The sequence below is a fragment of the Spongiibacter tropicus DSM 19543 genome (assembly GCF_000420325.1).
Lineage (GTDB): Bacteria > Pseudomonadota > Gammaproteobacteria > Pseudomonadales > Spongiibacteraceae > Spongiibacter > Spongiibacter tropicus.
This window is the reverse complement of the sequence record NZ_ATUS01000001.1, coordinates 72,583-93,010: the sequence shown is the minus strand read 5'-3', so window position 1 is coordinate 93,010 and position 20,428 is coordinate 72,583. Positions and strand designations below refer to the sequence as shown.

The 20,428-nt window shown below is 56.6% G+C and carries 18 protein-coding genes; 9 read left to right on the top strand and 9 right to left on the bottom strand.

Translation table 11 applies throughout. The annotated features are described in order from the left end of the window. Positions 1–68: 68 nt before the first annotated feature. Genes G411_RS0100435 through gloB form a run of 7 tightly spaced genes read right to left on the bottom strand, consistent with a single transcriptional unit; the run spans position 69 to position 8,342 of the window. Entirely contained in the window at positions 69–1,055 is a 987-nt protein-coding gene (locus G411_RS0100435; RefSeq protein WP_022957193.1) for an ABC transporter ATP-binding protein, read from the bottom strand. Beyond that, positions 1,048–2,043: an ABC transporter ATP-binding protein gene (locus G411_RS0100430; RefSeq protein ID WP_022957192.1), complete on the bottom strand. Its 996-nt coding sequence runs from the start codon at positions 2,041–2,043 to the stop codon at positions 1,048–1,050. The genes G411_RS0100435 and G411_RS0100430 overlap by 8 nt, the downstream gene beginning before the upstream one ends. Then, positions 2,040–3,875: an extracellular solute-binding protein gene (locus G411_RS18785; protein ID WP_022957191.1), complete on the bottom strand. Its 1,836-nt coding sequence runs from the start codon at positions 3,873–3,875 to the stop codon at positions 2,040–2,042. The genes G411_RS0100430 and G411_RS18785 overlap by 4 nt, the downstream gene beginning before the upstream one ends. Continuing rightward, positions 3,868–4,917, bottom strand: a complete 1,050-nt coding sequence (locus G411_RS0100420) for an ABC transporter permease (protein ID WP_022957190.1) — start codon at positions 4,915–4,917, stop codon at positions 3,868–3,870. The genes G411_RS18785 and G411_RS0100420 overlap by 8 nt, the downstream gene beginning before the upstream one ends. Next, on the bottom strand, positions 4,917–5,945 hold the full coding sequence (locus G411_RS0100415; RefSeq protein ID WP_022957189.1) for an ABC transporter permease subunit: 1,029 nt from the start codon (positions 5,943–5,945) through the stop codon (positions 4,917–4,919). The genes G411_RS0100420 and G411_RS0100415 overlap by 1 nt, the downstream gene beginning before the upstream one ends. 28 nt (positions 5,946–5,973) lie before the next feature. Beyond that, positions 5,974–7,566 carry a LysM peptidoglycan-binding domain-containing protein gene (locus G411_RS18780; RefSeq protein WP_022957188.1) on the bottom strand — a complete coding sequence of 531 codons (1,593 nt, stop codon included), beginning with the start codon at positions 7,564–7,566 and terminating at the stop codon, positions 5,974–5,976. A 5-nt stretch (positions 7,567–7,571) separates the two neighbouring features. Beyond that, a complete protein-coding gene (gloB, locus tag G411_RS0100405) occupies positions 7,572–8,342 on the bottom strand; it encodes a hydroxyacylglutathione hydrolase (RefSeq protein ID WP_022957187.1) in 771 nt (256 codons plus the stop codon). A 92-nt stretch (positions 8,343–8,434) separates the two neighbouring features. On the opposite strand from gloB, the gene G411_RS21220 reads away from it, so the two are divergent. The 9 genes from G411_RS21220 to G411_RS0100360 all read left to right on the top strand — a co-directional run bounded on the left by G411_RS21220 (position 8,435) and on the right by G411_RS0100360 (position 17,724). Beyond that, on the top strand, positions 8,435–9,208 hold the full coding sequence (locus G411_RS21220; RefSeq protein ID WP_022957186.1) for a class I SAM-dependent methyltransferase: 774 nt from the start codon (positions 8,435–8,437) through the stop codon (positions 9,206–9,208). Continuing rightward, on the top strand, positions 9,205–9,651 hold the full coding sequence (gene rnhA, locus G411_RS0100395; protein WP_022957185.1) for a ribonuclease HI: 447 nt from the start codon (positions 9,205–9,207) through the stop codon (positions 9,649–9,651). The genes G411_RS21220 and rnhA overlap by 4 nt, the downstream gene beginning before the upstream one ends. A 2-nt stretch (positions 9,652–9,653) precedes the next feature. Then, positions 9,654–10,367 carry a DNA polymerase III subunit epsilon gene (gene dnaQ / locus G411_RS0100390; RefSeq protein ID WP_022957184.1) on the top strand — a complete coding sequence of 238 codons (714 nt, stop codon included), beginning with the start codon at positions 9,654–9,656 and terminating at the stop codon, positions 10,365–10,367. 168 nt (positions 10,368–10,535) lie between these two features. After that, on the top strand, positions 10,536–12,278 hold the full coding sequence (locus G411_RS0100385) for a FimL-related protein (protein ID WP_022957183.1): 1,743 nt from the start codon (positions 10,536–10,538) through the stop codon (positions 12,276–12,278). Further along, positions 12,265–12,912, top strand: coding sequence for a hypothetical protein (locus tag G411_RS0100380; protein WP_022957182.1), 648 nt, complete (start codon positions 12,265–12,267; stop codon positions 12,910–12,912). Before G411_RS0100385 ends, G411_RS0100380 begins: the two co-directional genes overlap by 14 nt. Positions 12,913–12,975: 63 nt before the next feature. After that, positions 12,976–14,010, top strand: a complete 1,035-nt coding sequence (gene sohB, locus G411_RS0100375; RefSeq protein ID WP_022957181.1) for a protease SohB — start codon at positions 12,976–12,978, stop codon at positions 14,008–14,010. Positions 14,011–14,025: 15 nt separating this feature from the next. Beyond that, a complete protein-coding gene (locus G411_RS0100370; RefSeq protein ID WP_022957180.1) occupies positions 14,026–15,018 on the top strand; it encodes a YhdH/YhfP family quinone oxidoreductase in 993 nt (330 codons plus the stop codon). Further along, positions 15,019–15,483 carry a type II secretion system major pseudopilin GspG gene (gene gspG / locus G411_RS0100365; protein ID WP_022957179.1) on the top strand — a complete coding sequence of 155 codons (465 nt, stop codon included), beginning with the start codon at positions 15,019–15,021 and terminating at the stop codon, positions 15,481–15,483. Between the two features lie 165 nt (positions 15,484–15,648). Next, entirely contained in the window at positions 15,649–17,724 is a 2,076-nt protein-coding gene (locus G411_RS0100360) for a hypothetical protein (protein ID WP_157581070.1), read from the top strand. 23 nt (positions 17,725–17,747) lie between these two features. Here the strand turns inward: G411_RS0100360 and G411_RS0100355 are convergent, their stop codons facing one another. Then, positions 17,748–18,164, bottom strand: coding sequence for a hypothetical protein (locus tag G411_RS0100355; protein WP_157581068.1), 417 nt, complete (start codon positions 18,162–18,164; stop codon positions 17,748–17,750). A gap of 101 nt (positions 18,165–18,265) precedes the next feature. Then, entirely contained in the window at positions 18,266–20,269 is a 2,004-nt protein-coding gene (locus tag G411_RS0100350) for a fibronectin type III domain-containing protein (protein WP_022957176.1), read from the bottom strand. Between the last annotated feature and the right edge of the window lie 159 nt (positions 20,270–20,428).

Below are 20,428 nucleotides of genomic sequence, written 5' to 3'. Positions count from 1 at the left end.
GGGGTCTCGTTTTGCATGGAGGTTACTGCTGCGCACGGTGTCTTCCCACGGCGGTTTAATCGCCCAGTTTACGGCAATTGGGGAGAAATTTCCCGCCAGAAATGACAGGCAACGGCGCGTGAATGAAGGCTTTCCGACTCAAGCCGTGGCGCCGTTTCCTCGCATTTGGGGCGGCGGTGTGGACATCGCCCGGCAAACCGGCATCCTGTGGGCATGTCCATGGGAGAGGGCATGTCTCCCTCCAGCGCCACCACGGGCAGTTGTTCGGCTCCCAACTGCGGAACCGCAGCCAGCAGTGCTTGGGTATATGGATGGGCGGGATGCTGACGAACGGTCTGAGCGTCGCCGATTTCCACGATCTCGCCGAGATACATGACGGCAATACGATCGCTGACGTGCTGTACCACGGAGATATCGTGGGAGATAAACAGCATGCTGAGCCCCAGCTCCCGTTGTATTTCCAGTAGCAGGTTCAGGATTTGTGCCTGCACCGACACATCCAGTGCCGAGACCGCTTCATCACAGATCAGCAGTTTCGGTTGCAGGGCGATAGCTCTGGCGATGCCAATACGCTGGCGTTGGCCACCACTGAATTCATGTGGATATTTATCTTGGGCGGACTGCGGAAGTCCAACCTGGTCCAGCAAGGCGGCGACTCGCTTTTGCCGGTTTGCGCGATCGCCTGCCCGATGAATAATCAGCGGCTCTTCGAGGATGGCGCCTACTGTGTGACGGGCATTCAGCGATTCAAACGGGTCCTGGAAAATCATCTGCATGTTGCGGCGCAAAGGCCGCATTTGCCGGTCACTCAGCGCACTGATCGGCTGCCCCTGCATGCGAACCTCTCCGCTGGTCGGGCGGTAAAGGTTTAGTAGCGCCTTGCCCAGGCTGCTTTTGCCACAGCCGGATTCTCCGACCAGTCCCAACGTTTCGCCGGGGGCGATATCAAAATTTACGCCATCGACGGCGCGCAACGCGGGACCGCGACGGAACAGGCGGCGAGCAGGGTAAAAGTGCAAGGCGAGGTCACGCACCTGCAGCAGTGGCTCAGTCATTCAGTCGCCTCCAGTGGTGACAAGCGACTTCACCGCCAGCGCTATCCCTCTCGATAGCGGGTAGCTGCTGGCAGCGGTCATCTGCATAAGCACAGCGGTTCGCAAAACGACAGCCCGGCGGCATGGCATCAATGCTCGGCACTTGCCCCGGCATGGCAGTCAGCAAGGTCTTCGGGGCTGTCGCTGACGCGGGCAGGGCTGCCAGCAATCCCCGGGTATAGGGGTGTTTGGGAGACTGGAACAGCGCTTTCGCGCGGTTCTGCTCCAGGATTTTTCCGGCATACATCACCGCGACCCGATCGGCGAGCTGGGAAACCAGCGCAAGGTCGTGGGTGATAAACAGCATTGCCATGCCCCGTTCGTCCTGCAGTTTTTTCAGCAATTGCAGAATCTGCGCTTGAATAGTGACGTCCAGCGCTGTGGTAGGTTCGTCAGCAATCAGCACTTCCGGCTCGGCAGCAAGGGCCATCGCGATCATCACCCGCTGGCGCATCCCGCCGGAGAGCTGGTGAGGGTAGGCTATCAGCCGGGATTCAGGAGCTGGCAGCCCCACATCTTTTAGCAGTTCAAGGGTGCGGTCTCTCCGGGCACGCCGCGCCAATTCCGGTCGGTGCAGGCGCAACACCTCGTCGATTTGCTTGCCGATAGGCTGAACGGGGTTCAAGGCGGTCATGGGGTCTTGGAAGATCACCCCGATACGATGACTGCGAAGTTTACGGAACTGTTTTTTCCCAAGACGGTGAACGGCCTGACCCGCGAGAATAATCTCGCCGCTGTGGAGGCGAACCTGGGGCTGGGGAAGAAGATGGAGCAGTGACATCGCGGTAAGGCTTTTGCCGCAGCCGGATTCGCCCACCAGAGCCAGGGTTTCACCCGCCGCAATACGAAACGAAATATCGCTGACCATCAGGCGCTCATTGCCCTGCTCATCGCGAATGGCGATGCTCAGCTCGCGGACTTCAATAGCGGGATGAGGAACGCTTGTCATGGTGTCTGTGCCCACTGCTTGTTAACAATCTTCAGCGGTGGCAAGCCCTGGTGTTCGTCTTTTGCCGTCTCGATAGCCTGTTTTTCCCGCTCATCAATCCAGAACAGACCGCCGTTGCTACCCATCGGGTCAAACAGACTTTCGCTGGTCCGCGTACCGTGGAAGGCAGGCAGTTTGAGCCAGCGCCAGAATGCCTCACGGGTATAGGGCACTTTGAAGGTGGGGATAAACGAACCCTGATCGAAAATGAGCTGTTCGAGTTCGTGAGCAAGCTGCACACGGTCTGCCTTTTTCGTCGCTTTACGGTAGGCGTCTATTTTCTCGTCTATTACGGGGTTGTCGGTGTTCGTCACATTGTTCGTCTGAGGCTTATGGGCATTATCGGAGTGGTAGAATTGCCAGTAACGCGGCGACAGCCCGCCTCCCGACCAGCCCATCCAGGCGGCTTGGTGTTTGTTCTCCATAATTTGCTTGAAGGCCGCCGATGGGTCCAGGAGCTGCAGCTCGAATTCAATACCGGCTTTGCGTGCTTCCTGGGAGAGGATCACCAGGCGATCATTGTGGCCGCTGTTGTAATAGGTAATGCGCAAGCTCAAACGCTGACCTTCTTTCACACGGATGCCATCCGGGCCGCGTTTCGTCCAACCGGCTTCGTCCAGCAGCGCATTGGCTTTCTTCAGGTCGAAAGGTCTGGCGTGAATATTCGGGTTGCTGTAGTCACCATAACCGTCGTGGGTACGCTGCAGGCGTTCATAGTCACCGCGAAGCACCGTGTTGATGACTTTGTCGATATTCAGGGCATGGGCTATCGCATACCGCACGTTTCGATCTTTCAGCAGGGGGGCATCCTCGTTCAGGAATAGCCCACTGATTGGCTGGGGGACCTCATTGTAGAACTTGATTTTGCCCGCATAGCCCATGTCGTAGATTTTTCCCTGCGCCTTTTTGTGCCAAAGCCGGGGCATGAGGAGCGGGAAGCTGTCCAGTTCGCCTTTGCGGAAATATTGATAGGCGATGTTCAGATCGCGTATCAGCTTTACACGAATATAGTCGGGATTGAAGCGGTGCTGGAAATAGCGCTTGTCGTTAGCCCACCAGTCACTTTTGCGCCGAAACTCAATGTACTTGCCTTTGCGAATACGGTCGATGGCGTAGGGGCCGGTATTCGGCGCGATTTTCCAGTTGTAGTCACGCACCCAATTTTCATCGAGCTGGTGAAAATGCGCGGGAACAGGGGAGATGCTGTATTCGAAAAGCATTTCATCGCGCGGTTTCGCCACTGCACCGAGGACGCCAATAGTGTGGTCGTCGTACTTGACGACATCGCGAATGACTTCGCTGTAGTAGTTGTTATACCAGGGCGCAAGTATGTGCTTTGATCGCATGAACGCGAGTGCAAATACGAAGTCCTCCGCGGTGACGGGCTGTCCATCAGACCAGCGGGCATCCGGGTCAAGGCGATAGAAAATGCTGTGACCGTCGTCGCCGAACGCCCAGTGAGTGGCCAGCTCCGGAATGGGATTCAGTGTATTGGGGTGGACGCCGACCAGGCCTAAATTATTGGCGCGCATATAGCTCGCAAAACTGCCGTTGGAGTCGGGCCCGACAAGGCGCAGCGTCAGCGGAAAGGTGGTAACGAAGGTGCGGAAGCGGCCACCGCGTTTGGCCTCAGGGCTGGCAAACGTCGGATCACTGTTGTTGGTTTCCCAGGTCAACGTTGGCGGTAATTCTGCGGGCAGCGCTGTTGCGCTGTCGTCTGCATGCAGCGTCAAGGAGTTCAGCAGCAGGCCGATAACGACCAGCCACAGGCAGTTTCTAGCGGCCTTAGTCATAGTAGCTGAAGGTCCTGGGGTCATAGGCGTCACGGATGGCTTCACCCACATAGGCCACCAACATCAGAATCAATGTCATCGCGAGAACGACGGAGCTGACAATCCACATGGATTCCAGGTTTTCCGTTCCCTGTTTCAGCAGTTCGCCCCAGCTCGGCGTCGGCGCAGGCAGACCAAAGCCCAAGTAGTCCAGCGCTGTCAGCGCGGTAATCCCGGACGCCACGGAAAAGGGGACGAAGGTCACCAGTGTCGAAACGCTATTGGGCAGAATATGCCGGAACACAATGCGTGAGCCGGAGGCGCCAAGCGCTCGCGCGGCCATCACATAATCCCGTGCCACCTCTTTGTAGGTGGCGGTACGCATATACCAGGTCATTCCTGTCCAACCGAAAAACGCCATGATGAAAAGCAGCGTCCAGAACCCGGGGGTGATGACCGAGGCAACAATCATGATGACGTAGAGAAACGGCACGTTCGACCAGATTTCGATCAGGCGCTGAAATATCAGGTCAAAGGCGCCGCCCCAGTAGCCCATCATGCAACCAATGGCGACACCGATGGCATAGTTGAACAGCAGCAAAATCAAGGAGAACAGCATGGCGGTACGGAAGCCGTAAATCAGTCTGGCGAGAACATCGCGTCCGCTGGTGTCTGTGCCCAAATAGTGGCCGGTAGCCAGAGAGGGCGCATTCGGCGGGAAATCTCCATCTATCAAGTCGTTTTCCAGCGGCCCGAAGGGCACCGGCGGCATAAGCACCCAATTACCTTGCTTCTGATCGGCAAAATGGCGCTGCAGATCCCGATAGTTGGCTTCGTAATCGTAGTCCTGCCCAAAATCTCTGCCGCTGTACTGGGCCGACAGCGTGGGAAAATAAAGCTCGCCATCGTAGGCAACAATGAGGGCGCGGTTGTTAGCAATAAACTCAGCCGCAAAGCTCAGTGTGGTCAGTATCAGCAGTAACCAGGCAGAGACATAGCCTCGACGTGACTGCTTGAATCGCCGCCAGCGCTTTTGGGCAATCGGGTTGCTCAGCAGTGCCATCAATGGCGTCCTCCGCCGAAGCGAATACGGGGGTCGACCAGCGCAACACAGAGGTCAGACAGAATGTTGCCAACCAGGTACAGCAGCGAGGAGATCACCAGAATCCCCATGACAATGGGATAGTCGCGCTCAATGACGGCCTCGTAGCCCAGCAGGCCAATTCCATCAATATTGAAGATGGTCTCTACCAGGAAAGACCCGCCGATGAGCAGCGAAATATTGTTGCCGAACGAGGTGGCAATCGGAATGAGGCTGTTACGCAAGGCGTGGCGCCGTACACTCTGGCCGACGCTCAGTCCCTTGGCCGCAGCCGTGCGCATATAGTCGGCGGAAAGGTTGTCCATCAGCGCATTTTTCATCATCAGCGTGGTGACGGCGAAACTGCCGGCCAGGTAGGCGATTAGCGGCAAGACCGCGTGGTGAAAAATATCCTTTGCCTTGCCCAAGGTTGATAAATCATCGTAATCATCCGACACAAAGCCGCCGAGGGGAAACCAGTCGTAATACCCGGCAAACAGGGAAATCAGCGCGATGCCGATTACATAACTGGGCAGCGCGTAGCCGAGGAATACCACGGCGGACGACATACTGTCGAAGCGGCTTCCATGATAGATGCCTTTCATTAGCCCAAGGGGAATACAGACGAGGTAGGTGAGGATCAGCGTGGTAACGCCGTAGAATATCGACACCGGGAAACGTTCGCGAATAATCTCCCAGACCGGGTCCTGATAGCGAGTGGACAGGCCAAGATCAAAGGCGGCCACCTTCTTCAGCCAAAGGGCATAGCTGGTGAGCAGCGGCTGATCAAAGCCGTAGTAGCGCTCCAGCTCTGCCAATTGCTCGTCAGACAGCGTACCGCCGCCTTCGCTGCGGTGGAGGCTGCCAGCTTCGCCGCCGAGCTGGGCTTGGGTCATCATGCGCTCAATAGGACCACCGGGCACCACGCGGGTAATGCTGAATACCAGCAAAGTGATGCCGAGAAAGGTCGGTATGATCAGCAATATTCGGCGCAGAAAATAGCCGGCCATGAAAAGCGTCCTGACAGGGCGGGTTTCGTTAGAGGTCGGCGCGCGTTACGTCGACGTACAGCGTCAGCGACTGACCGGGCTGTAGATAACTGCTGCGGCCAATCCCATTCCACTCAAGAATATCAGCAACTTTGAGTTTAAAGCGACTGGCAATCGCCGAGAGTGAGTCACCGTTGCGCACTTTGTAACCCACCTTGCGAACAATGCCGCTGGGCGCCGATGCATTGGTCCAAATGGAGAGTTGTTGGCCGGGTTTAATCAGGGCGCCCTGATCCAGTCGGTTCCAGCGAATCAGTTGATTGACGCTTACGGAGTGGGTCTTGGCGATTTCGCTCAGGGTGTCACCGCGGCGAACCGTGTAATTGCGTTGCTGACGGCCGCTGCTGGCGACGCCGCGATTCAGGTTGTCGAGGGGCGCCGACTGGCTGCCACCGGGAATCAGCAGTTCCTGCCCAATGCGCAACATGTCGCTGTTCAATTCGTTAAATCGACGAATGCTGGCAATGTCGACATGGTGACGCTTCGCGATGCTGATCAAATTGTCGCCTTTGGCAACCTTGTAGCGGGTCCAACGCACGCGCTGTTTTTCTGGCAGGGCGGCCAGCTGGGTCTGAAATTGTGCGGCATTGCTGGTGGGAATAAGCAGGTAATGGGGGCCATCGGGGGCCGTGACCCAGCGATTGAATCCGGGGTTGTAGCGGTAGAGCTCTTCGACAGTGATGCCCGCCAGACTCGCTGCCTTGGCAAGATCAATCTGTCCACCGGTATTGATCTTGGCAAAGCGTGGCGCGTCTTCCACATGAGGCAGGGTGATATTGTAGCTCGCCGGGTTTCTAAAAATCTTTACAAGTGCCAGTAGCTTTGGCACATAACGCTCTGTTTCTCTTGGTAAATCCAGCGACCAGAAGTCGGTGGGGCGGCCCTTTTTCTTGTTGCGTCGTATCGCCTTGTTCACGGTACCTGCGCCCGCATTATAGGCGGCCAGCGTCAGCATCCAATCGCCGTCGAAACGCTGGTTTAGCGAGCTTAAGTAGTCCAGTGCGGCGTCTGTGGCGACCAGAACGTCACGTCGGCCGTCGTACCACCAGTTCTGTTCGATACCGACATATTTTGCTGTGTTGGGAATGAACTGCCAGAGGCCTGCGGCGCGTCCGTGGGAATAGGCGAAGGGGTCGTAGGCACTTTCGACGAAAGGCAGCAGCGCGAGATCAACGGGCATGTCACGGGCTTCAAGCTGCTCAATAATATGGTAGATGTAGTGCCCGGCGCGGTCGCTTACCTTCGTCATGTAATGACCGTGTGTTGCGTACCAGTCTTCCAGTTTTTCCACCCGGGCGTGGCGGGCTATATCGGTAAAGCTGAGTTTGGCGGCGATTCGCTCCCAGACGTCCTGATACTCGGGGAGCGATGGCTGGGGCTCCGGGGCCACGGCTTGGGTCTTACGGACAACCGTGAGCTGGCGATCGGCGGTGCAGGTGGCACAACTGGCGCGATAGTCAACTGCCTGCTGGCGCGAGGGCTGACTGACACAGGCAGTCAGCAATACGCCAAGTGAAATGATCAGGAGTCTCGGTGCACGGGCCAAGTTCACGCCCCAGGTCAATGTGTCGGTCGTTGTCATTATCTTCAACTATTATCTTTCCAGCCTCGCAGCGCGGCAAACACCTCAACCTGACTCAGCGTGTCGCTTCCTTCGCGCTCGCAGATTCGCGCTCGCAGCGAGGGACTGTCGGTTCGTAAAAACGGGTTGCTCGCGCACTCTTGGGCAAGAGTGGATGGCAGTGTGATCTCTCCACGCTCACGCTTTTCGGTCACTACGCTATAACGGTCGCGCAGTGTGGCGTTTTCTGGCTCGGCTTTCAAGGCAAAGGCCAAGTTCGCCAAGGTGTACTCGTGGGCGCAGTATACACGGGTTGCCGCCGGAAGGTCCTGAAGCCGCTGGAGGGAGCGCAGCATCTGTTCGGGGCTGCCTTCAAACAGCCGGCCGCAGCCCCCGGCAAAGAGCGTGTCGCCACAAAATAACTGGCCGGTTTCTGCCTGATAGTAAGCCAAGTGATCCAGTGTGTGGCCCGGAACGGCGATGACCTGATAGCGGTGGTCGAACAGCGTGACCGTATCGCCATCCTTGACCGCTTGGGTGATGGCCGGGGAGGCGGTGGCGGGCCCAATGACAGTGGCAGTCGGCCACTCAGACAGCAATTCGGCGATGCCGTTGACGTGGTCGTAGTGATGATGCGTTACCAGAATTGCGGTAAGCTCAAAGCCAGACTCGCGCAAAAAGCGCTGTGCCGGAGCAGCATCACCGGGATCGACAAGCACGGCGTTTTGGTCGCGGTGAATGCACCAGATGTAATTGTTGTCGAACGCCGGAATCGGCGTCACAGACAGAGCGTCCATAAATTGCTACCTCGTTTGGCTCAGGTTAAACAGTTATCTCTTGCCAGACAAGCTCTCAGGCAGTGATCACAGGGGCGCGACAGAGGTGAACAATGGCTAAATGGCGTACACAACACTCCCCGGAAATTCTGCTTCCCGCGCTGCGGGAATGGTTTCGGAGTCCAGTCGGCTGCACCGTCTTGCAGGAAGAACAGGCATTGATTAATGCCGCGCTGGATGACTGCAGCACCGAACGCAGGAACCTGCTCAAGCTCAGCATGATTCCCGAGCGGTTTCAGGTTGATGACCGACTTTGTCACCGCCCAATTCACCTTGGCAGTATCGGTCAGTATGGCTTTAGCCAGGTTCTCGACGCCGTCTGCGAATTTGACCAGCTGCCCATTGCCAATGAATCGGTGGATATGGTCGTCCTTCATCACTTACTGGAGTTCGTCAATAATCCGCACACCGTTCTCAGAGAGGTTGAGCGCCTCATCGTTCCCCATGGGAAGCTGGTGATTTGTGGTATCAACCCCTGGTCGCCACTGGCGTTGCGAGGAATGATGGGGCGTGTCAAACGCAGCGCCATGTGGCAGCACCACAGCCTTACGCTCAACCGGCTCAATGACTGGCTGTCGCTGCTTGGCTTTGAACAGGCGGACTTGCGCTACACCTTTCACCGGCTGCCGATCAATACGCCAAGCTTCTTTATGAACCATCGGAGCCTGTCGTCAAAACTGCCGATGGGTGGTGTTTTTGTGCTGAGCGCGACAAAATACCGCGCGCCGCTGACGCCGTCTGCCAACCTGCGCCGGCGTTCCAATATCATCCCGCACCCGGCCATGCTCGGTGCAACGCGCAATCTCAGAGAAAAACCTCAGGAATGACAAAAGCAAGTAAAGTGGAAATCTTCACCGACGGTGCCTGCCGCGGCAACCCCGGCCCCGGCGGCTGGGGAGCGTTGCTGCGCAGCGGCACCACGGAAAAGCCGCTGTATGGCGGCGAGCCGGATACAACCAATAATCGCATGGAGCTGACGGCAGCCATTGAAGCGCTGCGCGCCCTGAAACGTCCCTGCAAAGTTGCCCTGACGACCGACTCCCAATATGTGCGCAAAGGCATTACGGAGTGGCTGCCCAACTGGAAAAAGCGCAATTGGAAGACGGCAGCCAAAGCCCCGGTTAAGAACGCCGACCTGTGGCGAGCCTTGGATGAACTCGCTGCCAAGCATGACATTGAGTGGCATTGGGTAAAGGGCCACAGTGGTCACCGCGAGAACGAGCTGGCCGATGCTCTGGCCAATCGCGGTATTGATGAATTAAAGAGGTAATCATGCGGCAGATTGTTCTGGATACCGAAACCACGGGTATCGACCCCAATGACGGCCATCGAATTATCGAAATAGGCTGTGTCGAGCTGGTTAACCGCAAGCTCACCGGGCGCCATTTTCATGTGTATATCAACCCCGAACGAGAAGTCGAGCAGGGGGCGATTGAAGTTCACGGCATCACCAATGAAATGCTGGCAGACAAGCCGGTATTCTCATCGATTGCCGATGAGTTCCTGGAGTTTGTGCGCGGCGCCGAATTGGTCATTCACAACGCGCCCTTTGACGTGGGCTTCCTCGATATGGAACTGGGGCTGATGTCGGCCCAGCCTCGTATTCGCGAGATTTGCGGGGTTCTCGACACCCTCGTCATGGCGCGTCAGAAACATCCGGGGCAGCGCAACAGCCTGGATGCCCTGTGTCAGCGCTATTTTGTCGATAACTCCCAGCGCGATCTTCACGGGGCTCTGCTGGATGCGGAGATCCTCGCCGACGTCTATCTGGCGATGACCGGTGGTCAGACCAATCTGGCGCTGGCGGGGGAAGAAGACAGCAGCGCTGAGGGCAGTAGTGGTATTCGTCGACTTTCGGCTGAGCGTCAACCGCTGCGGGTGGTGCGTGCCAGCGATGTCGAACTGGCGGCCCATCAGGAGCAGCTGGATATTATTGACAAGGCCAGTGGCGGCCAGTGTTTATGGCGCTCCTCTCCGGAAGGGTGACAGCCAATACTCAAATGGACGCAGGCATTTACTGTGTCCCAGTAGGTATTTCGCATTGCAGAGACTGGGCAGCGTCGGCAAGACCTGCTAAAACTGCGCCATTGCAGCCGGAAAGGGTCGGCCTATCAAGGTGCCGGTCTGCGGCGGAATCAGGTGGGGCAATCACGCGTGTTAAAGCCAGTTGAAATAAAAACAGCCATCAATACCAGCTCCTTTGCGCTGGTGGATGCAGAACTGAATAATACGGTCCAGCAAGCGACCAATGTGTTTGAGACCTTTCTTGCAGAGCGACATGACCTGCAATTGCTTGAACATTGTGAAACAGATCTTCGGCAGATTGGCGGTACGCTACGCTTGATTGAAGTGCGTGGCGCCGCGCTGATCGCCGATGAAATGCGAGCGCTCTGCCAAAGTATTCTTGCCAACACGCAGGAATTGCCCGAGGCACAGCTGAACGCTCTGAGTACGGCCTTTTTTGTTCTGCCCCGGTACCTGGAGTTCGTGCAGAGCCACGCAGAAGATATCCCTATTCTGGCCATTACTCACGCGAACGAACTTCGAGCGGCTCACCGGCAGTTGCTGCTGCCAGACAGCTATTTCCTGCCTGAAACCGGGTTTCTGTTCAGTCGCGACAGCCGTCTGGTATTGCGCAGTGAAAATCTGTCAGAGGCGGACTTTCAGGCCTTGCTGAAACGCGTTCGCCAAGCGTATCAGCGGGGCTTGCTCGGTGTGCTGCGCGATGCCCAGGTCGAAATGCAGTTGACGCTGATCGCCCGTGCCTTGCGCAAGCTCTGTTCGGCGCTGACTGGCGGCCCCCAGCAGCGTTTCTGGTTGCTGGCGACGGCGGTGATCGAGGCGTTTCTGAACAAGGGGCTGGAGCTCAATCCGCGACGTAAGCGGGTACTGTCTGCTCTGGATGGACAGCTCCGACGCCTGGCGGCAGGCAAGCCGTCTGACGATGTTCTGGAAGCTGAACTGCTGTTCCTGCTCAGGCTTTCTGCGTGGCAGGAGGGGCTGGGCGGCAAGCTTCTCAGAGCCATTGGGGCGTCACCCTCAGAACTCGATGATGCTGAACTGCAGCGCCTGCGCCAGCAGATGCTCGGGCTGAGTTATGACACCGTATCGTCAGTATTGAATGAATTGCGCGGCGAGTTGCGTCACGCCAAGGATATCCTCGAACTCCTTGCGCAGCATGGCCGAAGTGATGACGAAGAAATTCGACCACTGAGCGAGTTACTGCAGCAGGGCGCCGATGTGTTGCTGGTACTGAACCTGCCTTCCTTGTCGGAAGTGTTGAACACGCATTCGAAAGCCTTGCTGAGTTTTGTTGGTAAAGACCTGAGTCGCCACCGCAGTGAACTGGAGGAATTGGCGGAGACGCTGTTGTTTATCGAGAGCAGTCTGGCGCAGATCGACCGCCGCAAGCTGAACTACGACGAGCTGAATGCGCTGAGTATCGACAAACGCGACAGCATTAGTGCCGATAATCAGGTCAGCGAAGCGACGGCGATTGTGCTGGACGAGGCAAAGAGCGCAATCAGTCTTGTTAAACGCGCGATTGCCGCCTATATCGACTCGGGCTTTGACGCCACCCATATCGCCAATACCCCGACAAGCCTCAATACCGTCAGAGGGGCATTCCAGATGCTGAAAATGCGCCGTCTTGCCGCTGTCGCGGTGTCGTCGGTGGCATTCATGCAAGCGTTTGTTGCGCGGGGAGATATCGATCCTACGCGGGATGCCCAGTCTCTCGAGACATTGGCAGACGCCATGATCAGCATGGAGTACTACCTGGGCGAGATGGAGCGGCGACACCTGCCCGACGACAGTATTCTGGGTATTGCCGAAGAGGCCCTGCAACAACTGGGCTACCCCGTCGCCACAGCTGAGCCGGAATATGTGGCTTCCTGATCTTGATAGCCTGCTGCTGGCGCTGTGTGGTGTCAGCCTTGGCCTGACCCTGCTACTACTCCTGCTGTTGCGACGGCGGCCGCTCGGTGCAACGCTTGCCTTACTCCTCGTCGCGCCACTGACGGGGGGCGTCGTGTTCCTCAGTCAGGATTTGCTGGCCTATCGCAACCTCGCGGAAGAGCAGCGTGTTGCCACAGTGTTTGTGGCCGAGGATCCGGCGAAGGGATTTCTTATTCACGTCAATACAGATGACCAGCAGTTAGCGCTGGATGCGACAATGCACGGCGATGAGTGGCGATTGGACGCGCGGATACTCCGCTGGGACGCGGCGCTGGGCAAGCTTGGGCTCAATAATCTGGTGCGCTTGGAACGCTTGAGCAGTCGCTATCGTGATCCCGCTGATGAGGCGCAACAACTGCGCAGTGTTTATCCCTTGCAAGGGGGAGAATGGGTCGACTCATGGCAGCTCTTGCGAGACCAGCCTTTTATCTGGGACTGGGTGGAAGTGGACTTCGGCAGCGGAGTATATGCGCCCCTGGTTGACGGTGCGCTTTATGGCGTCTATCTCGGGCGCAGTGGTATGTTTATCAAACCGGAAAACCCAATTGCCATCAACGCCTTGCAGCACTGGTGAGCTTGACCCAAACGGCCAGTCATAAGACTATGGCGATCCTTTTGCTTTTTCTCTGGAGCCACCTTGGACTTTTTGCTTGAGTACGGTCTGTTCTTCGCTAAAGCGATTACTGGCCTGGTTTTTATCCTTATTCTTATCAGCTTGATCAGCTCGTTGTCCCAGCGCAACAAGCGCGAAAACGAAGACGGGCACATAGAAGTCAGTCGGCTTCACGAACGCTTTGAAGACTGGCAGGACACCCTGAACTATGCGCTGATGAATGATGAGCAATATAAAAAGCTGCGCAAAGAGCGGCGCAAGCACGAGAAAGCAGAGCGCAAAGGCAAACTGAAATCCGACAAGAAACGGCTGTTTGTTCTCGACTTCGACGGTGATATTCGAGCGTCAGAGGTCGAGTGTCTGCGCCATGAGATCAGCGCCATTCTGACGCTTGCAACGCCACAGGACGAAGTGTTGCTGCGCCTGGAAAGCCCCGGCGGACTGGTGCACAGCTATGGTTTGGCCGCATCACAATTGCAACGCCTGCGCGACAAGAATATCCCGCTGACCATTGCCATAGACCGCGTGGCCGCCAGTGGCGGCTATATGATGGCCTGTATCGGCAACCGCCTGTTGGCCGCGCCGTTCGCCGTTATCGGCTCCATTGGTGTGGTTGCCCAGCTTCCCAATTTCAATCGCCTGCTGAAAAAACACGATATCGATGTTGAGCTGCATACGGCTGGTCAGCATAAGCGCACACTCACGATGATCGGTGAGAACACGGAAGAAGGCAGGAAAAAGTTCATTGAAGAACTCGAAGACACTCATCAGTTGTTCAAAGAGTTTGTGGGAGAGCACCGTCCGCAGTTGGATATCGACGCCATCGCTACCGGGGAGGTCTGGTACGGCCGCCGGGCCGTCGACCAAGGTCTGATTGACGGCCTTTCAACCAGCGACGACTATTTGCTTGAAAAGCGCGATGAAGCGGATATTTATGCCGTTAAATTCAAATACAAGCGCAGTTTGCAAGAACGCTTGGGCCTGGCTGCTGAAGGGGCAGTTGATCGCGGGCTGTGGCGCGTTATCGATAAGCTGCGAAGCAGCCGCTTCCACGGCTGATTACGGGAGGGCGATATGTCATTCAAAGCCATTCAGGTTCGAGAAGAGCAGGGTAGCTACCGCGTAGAGTTAATTGATAAAAGTGACTTCCCCGAGCCCGAAGAGGGACAGGTGCGGGTTGCAGTTGCCTATTCATCGCTGAACTACAAAGATGCACTGTCTGCCGCCGGGAATAAGGGGGTTACCCGTAGTTTCCCCCACACACCAGGCATCGATGCCGCAGGGGAGGTCGTGGCCTCTACCTGCGATAACGTTCAGGTGGGCGATAAGGTCATCGTTACCGGCTACGACCTCGGCATGAATACCGACGGCGGCCTGGCGGAACAAATTCAGGTTCCGGGAAGCTGGGTGCTGAAAATGCCTGAAGGCCTGGATGCTGCCGAAGCGATGGGCCTGGGGACGGCAGGTCTCACAGCGGGACTTTGTGTCGACAAATTGCAGCGCCAGTTAGGCGAACTTCAGGGCCTGCGCATCGCAGTGACCGGGGCCAGTGGCGGTGTCGGTTCTATCGCCGTCGCGCTGCTCAGTCATCTCGGTGCAAGAGTGACGGCGATCAGCGGCAAGGGGGAGCAATATCCCATGCTGAAGCAGCTTGGCGCGGATCAATGCTGTTCACCTGATTTGTTTGACGATGCGGCGAAAAAGGCGATGGTCAAACCCCAGTTTGATGCCGCTGTTGACACGCTTGGTGGTGAGCCACTGAGTAACCTGCTGAAAATGATCTGCCCGGAAGGCGCTGTGGCCTGCTGCGGTATGGCTGCCGGCACGGATATCGAAAGCAGCGTGTTCCCCTTTATACTCCGAGGTGTTTGTCTGCTCGGCGTCGATTCAGTGGAAATTTCCCCTGCCAGAAAAGCGGAAATTTGGCAGCGTTTTGCCGGTCCGTGGAAGTTATCATCCGACCAGTGGTCAAACCTTCTGACTGAAATTGAACTGGCAGCCGTTCCCGATCAACTGGCGCGGTTTCTTACCGTTTCGGTGTGCGGGAGAACCCGAGTCAAGCTGTAAATGTCCGAGTCTTACTGTGTCTGCGCGCGCCGCCAGGCGGGGATTACCCGTCGCGAGGTGATTTGGGTGCTCGTTATTGTTGCGGTGCTTGCTATCTATGTAAGCAGTTTGGTGAAGCACCGCGCGGAAGAGGCAATGCACCACCACGCCGCAGCAGACCTCGAACGTATCTCGCTAGCGCTACACCAATACAAACTGGACAATCTGCGCTACCCCAGCGCGGAGCAAGGCCTGAGCGCCTTGCTGCAGCCCCCTCAGACAGCCCCGCTGGCACCCAACTGGGCGGGGCCCTACTTGAGCCGGGCCAACCTGCTTGAAGATCCCTGGCAGCGACCCTATCGCTACAATAGCTCCGACGCGCCGCCTTCTTTCGAGCTGACAAGCTTTGGCTCGGACGGAGAAGCCGGTGGCAGCGGCATTGATCGCGATGTGTTGCTCCGTTTTCAAAGTGACGCCGACTACTAGCTCCAGCTAATCTGATCCCAAACGTCCCCAGCCTTTACACGGTCTTGCCGCAAGCTCGCACTACTTCTCATTTTTTCAAGTTAGATTACTTGTCGCGATTCTGAGCCACTATAGTAAAAACTGACTCACTCCCTTTTTGCTTGTAAGACAGCGCAACTGAAAGTTGTGATATCTCAAAAAACGAAGGTATTCGTCATGTTTTTCAAAAGGTTCGAGAATAAGCCGAGCACCCAATCGAAATTTCTTATCATCACCATTTGCCTGACGCTGGCTGCTTGCTGGCATTCTGATTCGAACTCCAACGCAAGTAGCACTAGCCGGAGCCAAACAATCGGAGCGTCGGGTGGAGAAATCGTGTCCAGCGATGGCCTGTTAAGACTCGAGATACCTGCGGGAGCGCTGGAGCAAACCGTTGAGATTCGTATTGACGCTCTACGCGTGAGTGATGTCCCTGATGCGCTTTCCTCGGAGAGTAATCTCAGCTACTACGAATTGGGCCCAGATGGATTAACTTTTGACGCTCCGATAAAGGTTGTTCTTGAAGCACCGATAAATCCCGTGGCGCGCCGGGGTGAATTTTCGCTTCCCATACTGGCATTGGGGACAGTGGACGACGAGGGAGTTCCAGAAGTACTGCTCGATCAAACTGTGATTGTCAGAGAGGACGCGGGGAGTGCAAGCGTTACTGTAGAAGGCGCGCTATCGCATTTCTCGCCACTTATTCTCCGACGTGGTTCGCTAAATGATGTGGACTTCTTGGTGTCAGGCGTGCCTGCGCAAATCGAAGTTGATGACCCTGTTAATGCCAGCTTCACGGCGGAACTTAGAACCGGTGGCGGTGCGTCGCGCTTTCTTGATCGGCGAGTGGGAGTCTGTCCTGCGTTCAACCCTGACAATCAGAGTATTCTCGAGACTGCCGCCGGAGATTGCTTTGATACCTCCACACCACCAGCGTTCGAGATGTTTCAAGTGGAGCGTGAAGACGGCACTCTTGGGCCTGCCCAACAGAGCGTAGTGCTGTATTGCCCTGGTGTCGGGCGAACCTCGCTGGCGTTCATCGCTGAAGGTGGTGTTGTCTATGCCAACACCCTGTTCGCAACCGATACATCGGGAGACGATTTGGGCCGTGTTTATGAATACAGTTTTTACTCTTCGACGCCAGTTGATTGTGTCGATGCCGGAGGGGAAGAACCCGACTCCACGCCGGAACTGGGGCTATTTTCCGCGCCGAGTGGCTTACAACTGCTCGAAACACTGCAGTTAGTCAGTGAAGCAGGCATCAATGCCCTTGCTCCGACAACTCAAGTGCTTGGCCTGCTGATGGCTGGCGACCACGGTAGTGCGCTAATTCGCGCCGATAACGGGAACATTATCGCGGATCAAACAAGCGAGAATAAAACCGGCTTCAATCTTCAGGGGGCTCATCTAATTGCGCAACTCGCCACTTCGGGTGAGAGGAGTACCGCGGCCGCCATTGTTGAGTACGGCGTAGGGGCGCAAGGCTTTCTGATGAACTTCAGCCCCGATACCGGAGAATTTGGGCCGGGTGGCAATATTCGGCAAGGAGCCCATACCGATGCGGCCAATGTGCCGCCCGGAACAATCTTTGCGAACGAAATGGTTGTCACAGCCGATACCGAGATTCGTTTCGTTAGCTACGATAGCAGCTTTGACGGATATTCGTGGTCTGCATCTCTCGACTACAATTTCCTCGAACCTGTCAGCGCGACAGGGAAAATAGACGGTGGTGCCATTTTGGTGGTAACAGAAACTGGGGATCTCTACTTTGACGACAGAATTGGAGACAAAGAAAATGTCGGTTCTGTGGGGGAGAGTCCTCGAAAAATTCGCTGCAGCGCGGACGGTCCAGTTTGCGCTGTGAGTGATTTTGCCAATGACCAGGTGATTCCACTTGTTTGGGATGGTGTCGGCACTCCCGTTATTCTTGAGCCCCTGCCGGTCGGCGACGGGCCGGTAGGCATCGATATCTGGTACGACGAAGACTCCGGCAATAGCTTACTGATCAGTGCCGGATTCAATGACAATACATTCCATATTATTGAGCTGGACAGTGAAGGTGGCGAAGTGGCGACGTCTACCCACGCTGTTGAAGAGGGGTGTTTGGCGCCGGGGCATCCTTCCATTGTTGGGGAGTACAGCGATACCGAGGATGTAATGGTCGCCGTGCCTTGCTACCAAAGCAGCAACTACTTTATTGCCGTTGTCCCACGAACGCCGTAGCGCGTTCAAGCGCGGGCAAGGCGTTAGCGGGGCAGTGTGATTCCCTGAGATTGAAGCCAGGCTTCGTCCAAGGCCCATATAACGCGGTCGACGTCGGGGCTGGCGGTGACCAGTGTATGCGCTCTCGACTGCATGTCGGCAAGGCGTTGTTGAGCCGCAAAGAAACGCTCGTCGTTGACGGATATGCCGCTTAGCGCCGGCTCAATGACGCTGATAATCATCGGTACGGGGACGGACGCCGAGCGCGGGGATGTCATCGTCGCCACGCCATCTTTCAGGCGTAAAACGCGAAATGTGTAGGGGTAGCTGCTGAGTTGTTCATCTTGTTTCAGCGTAGCATTCAGCGCCCTGACATCTGACGGCTCGTAAAATATGTTGAATACGATAAACCCGCCCAGCGCCACGAGCAGAGCCGCATAGATTTTCATTCCACGTGACATATCAACAACGCCTTTTGACAGGAAAGCCCTGAGCAATATTACGCGCTTGTTGGTCGCTGGGGGAAGTGTGCTGCCCAGGTGGGGCGGGACGCGCGCTACGACTAAGGCCCGCGTCGGCGGGCCCATTGCATCATTGCCAAGCCAATAAGGCACCACAGTGACAGTGCGCCGCCACCCGATGCCGAGCGCGATTGCAGTGACGGTGTCCCGGAATCTTGCGCATCGAGCGTACTCAGGGTCCAGACAGGAAAATCGCCAGAGCTCACCGTTTCCTCGCCGCGGCTGGCCGTGATGCGTAACCAGTACGGCGAGTCCGCTTCAAGATCGGTAATCGTAAAGTCATTCAGGCTCGGCAGGGCCTCACTCGTCCCGTCGATCGCTATCTCGGTCGTGTAGTTGGGAAGCTGCTGGCTGAGTTCAATGCGGTACTGGGTATCGGCTTCCGCCAGCCAGCGCAGCGTGAGGGAATTGCTAGTGCTAGGCACGACATCAATCATGCTGATAGTCAATTGTTCCAGTGGGGAGGCTGCGGTAGCGAACAAGAACCGACGCTCGCTCTCCGCAAACGCCCGAATGTCGTCGCTAGAGAAGGGATACGTATCGGGCAGTTGAGGGTAGGACTGTTGGTCCAACTGCTGGGCAATCGCTTCCATCTGCTCGAGATGCCAAGCGGCCCAGTTCGACGACGCCAGGTTCAAACTACGCGCAGCAAACACCGCGCCGGACATATGCCGCCAAATGTCCGCGGCGATTCGCTGTTTCAGCAATAGCGTCTCGATCGCTGTGTAATCGCTCGGCTGCAGCGCACTCCGTAACTGCTCCAGGGTCTCAAGATTTCGCCGCGCGAGGTCACTGGCTTCAAACTTTTCCTGCCCCAGCTCCTGCAGTGTCTGGCGGCCGGGTGAGAGCAGGGCGGCGGTAATCGGCGTGTAGGCGGGCTCCCACTGAGAGATGCTCTTATCGATCATATTGCCCAGGGCATCGGTATTACTGGACGGGAGGTCGCTGCCTTTCTTGAACGCCCACTCCCCCTTGGCGTAGTACATTTTTCGACCAATCCAATAAGTGCGGCGCAGAATGTCGGCCAGCACGTGGTGCTCATCGCTGCCCGCAGGGAGGTCGTACTGCGATTCCACGAAACGACGAAGAATCGTCTGCGCGCTCACACTGGGGTCGCGAACGAGCTGAGCCTGCGCAAACAGATTGGCTTCATTCAGGGTTTCCAGTGCTGAGTATTCGTAGCGGTCGACCCGGCATGTTGATCCAATAAAGCGGCCCTTGCCCGTGGCTTGACGCTGGGCGGCTTCGCGATAGCGCTGTACGAAGTACTCGATCGCAACAAAGGGGAGCGCTCCACGCCCCCAGTATTCCCCGGCGCAATCCAGCTCGAAAAACTGATCGTGATCGCCGACGTCGGCAATTAAGGGATTAAGCGGGTAATAGGGTTCAAAATCATTGGGTTCGGCTTTAGACATCACCACAATGGGCCGCTTGGTTTCCTGCAAGGCATTGCGAAGAATCGGTATCTCGTGCCCCTTGTGATAGAAAGTTCGCACGTACACCTGCTTGCCGAACTCATCCATTACCACACGAGAAACCGCCTCGATGATGGCTTTGTAACGGGCCTTGGGCTGTGCAAACTCCAATGGCTTGCAGCTTGGAAGCACGTACTGCAACTCGCTCGGCGCGCTACCGAAACTAATCATCACACCGTCGATTTCCGGCGCGGCTGTCAGGGCATCCCGGTAGGCCTGCATTTTTTCCTGCATCTGCTCACCGTCCAGGTCAAAGCAGTAAGCGAGCGTATCTGAGGTGTTAAGCTCCTGCATCCAGACAATCGCCTGGCCACCCTGACTATGGATGGCACTGGCCAGTGTCCGGACGCGATCTACGACCTCTGGTTCTGACTGGAACTGGTCGACGCGGGTGACAATGCGGTGAGAGAGCTGAACATGTGTCACGCCGAATTCTTGCATTCTGCTTATCGCCGATAAATTGTAGGCCATGTCGTCATGCGTCAGCGTCCAGCCGTGAAAGGGCAGTGGCGCGGCGGTGTTGGCATGGCTGGGGGCAATTAGAAAAAGGGCAATAAGCAGCCTGCACATCGTTATGACTGCGCGCAGAAACGTCATCCGGAGAGACCTCGTCATGTATATTGGGGCGGTGTGAAGCAGATCTCGGCGGCGACTCGCAAAGGGGCGTTCTACCGAGAACGCCGCTGTAGTCTGACGCGCATATGTGACACCTTAAGGTCACGTTGCGCA